The following is a 1950-nucleotide window of genomic DNA, read 5'->3' as shown; positions in this document are numbered from 1 at the left end:
AACGGCTCGGCGGCCGCCAGCCGTTGCGCCGCGGCGGCGGGGCGGCCGCGGTGGTCCGTCCGGCGGGCTGACCGGCGGGCTGTCCGGTGGGCTGTCCGGCAGGCTGTCCGGTGGGCTGTTCGGTCGGTGGCCGGTCGGTGGCCGGGGGCCGACCGGTCCGGCCGGCGGGCCGGGTCTGTCGGTGGCCGGCGGTAGATTCGGGGTGGGCGTCGCCATCGGCGCCCACCCCCGTCCGCTCCACCGGGAAGGCCGCCCGCCGTGACCGTCCGCATCGCCACCTGGAACATCAACTCCGTCAGCGCGCGGCTGCCCAAGCTCCTGGAATGGCTGGAGAGCGCGAAGCCGGACGTGCTCTGCCTCCAGGAGCTCAAGTGCGCCGCCGACGCCTTCCCGTTCGAGGAGGTGCGCGCGCTCGGCTACGAGACCGCCGCGCACGGCACCGGCCGCTGGAACGGCGTCGCCGTCGTCTCCCGGATCGGCCTGGACGACGTGGTGCGCGGACTGCCCGGCCAGCCCGGCTACCAGGCCGACGACGCGCTGCTGCCCGAGGTCGAGCCGCGCGCCGTCGCCGCCACCTGCGGGCCCGTCCGGGTCTGGTCGGTGTACGTGCCCAACGGCCGCGAGGTCGACCACGCCCACTACCGCTACAAGCTGGAGTGGCTGCGTACGCTGCGCGACGTCGCCGCCGAGGACGCCGCCGGCCCGCGCCCCTTCGCCGTCCTCGGCGACTTCAACATCGCGCCCACCGACGAGGACGTCTGGGACGTCGCCGCCTTCGAGGGCCTGACCCACGTCACCCCGGACGAGCGCGCCGCCCTCACCGCCCTCGCCGAGGCGGGCCTCCAGGACGTCATGCCGCGCCCGCTCAAGTACGACCGCCCCTACACCTACTGGGACTACCGCCAGCTGGCCTTCCCCAAGAACCGCGGCATGCGGATCGACCTCACCTTCGGCAACAAGCCCTTCGTCGACGCGGTCACCGACAGCTACGTCGACCGCGAGGCCCGCAAGGGCAAGGGCACCTCGGACCACGCCCCGGTCGTGGTCGACCTGGACCTCTGAGCCCGTCCCGGGTCGTCGCCCCCGGTGCCCCCGGCCGTCCCGGGGGCGCCGCCGTGGTCACACCCGGTGACGATCGCTCCCTCGAACGGCTCAGAGCGGTGGCCGGCCCCGGCACGGGTGCCTAGCGTCGTGGATTGACCGGGTGTGGTTGTTCGATCACGTGGACGTCGGAGTCCCCGACCGCGCCCGAGAATCCCGGAGGTTCCGGCATGTGCCCCACGCGTACGGCCGCCGTCGCCCTGCTGGGCGCGACGCTGCTGACCGGCCTGACGGCTCCCGCCGCGCAGGCCAAGGACGGTTCCGCCACGGTCAGCCCGTCCCAGGCCGCACCGGGCCAGACCGTGACGGTCACGGTCACCTGCGAGAAGTCCGACAAGCCCGCCGCGAAGACCATCACGGCCAACTCGCCGGCGTTCGAGGGCGGCCCCGCCACCCTCACCCTGGGCCCGGACGGCAAGCACAGCGGCTCCGCCCGGCTGGCCGACAAGTACAGCGGCGCCGGCAAGGTCGACGGCACCTGCCCTGACGGCGGCACCTTCACCACCACGGTCTCGGTGACCACGGTGACGGCCCCGTCGGCCGGGCAGTCCATCAGCGGGTGGGGCGAGGCGGCGGGCGAGTGGGCGGGCTCCCTCGGGCAGTCCGGGGCGGCCGGGTCCCCGCACGGCGCGATGAGCACCGGTCTGGGCGGCTCGGTCACCGAGAACCCGGCGGAGCTGGCGGGCGGTGCGGCCCTGGTGCTGGGCGCGGTGGGCGGTTTCTGGCTGCTGCGGCGGCGGGGCGGCGGCGGGTCCGCCTGAGAAAGTGTTGGGTAATTGATCAACTTCATGGCTTGATCCACTGGTGGTGATCTTTGCGTCGTCCTGTCCGTGAAGATCACTGCCATGT

2 protein-coding genes are annotated in these 1950 nt (G+C 74.0%); both read left to right on the top strand.

Annotated features, from left to right (window positions below; all coding sequences use genetic code 11):
* Nucleotides 1-258 precede the first annotated feature (258 nt).
* On the top strand, nucleotides 259-1062 hold the full coding sequence (locus ACWEQL_RS42300; RefSeq protein ID WP_452156929.1) for an exodeoxyribonuclease III: 804 nt from the start codon (nucleotides 259-261) through the stop codon (nucleotides 1060-1062).
* A gap of 209 nt (nucleotides 1063-1271) precedes the next feature.
* Nucleotides 1272-1862: a hypothetical protein gene (locus ACWEQL_RS42295; protein ID WP_452156927.1), complete on the top strand. Its 591-nt coding sequence runs from the start codon at nucleotides 1272-1274 to the stop codon at nucleotides 1860-1862.
* The last annotated feature ends 88 nt before the right edge of the window (nucleotides 1863-1950 follow it).

The organism is Kitasatospora sp. NPDC004240, assembly GCF_053603215.1.
The sequence above is the reverse complement of the archived record's forward strand: the minus strand, read 5'-3'. Positions and strand labels throughout refer to the sequence as shown.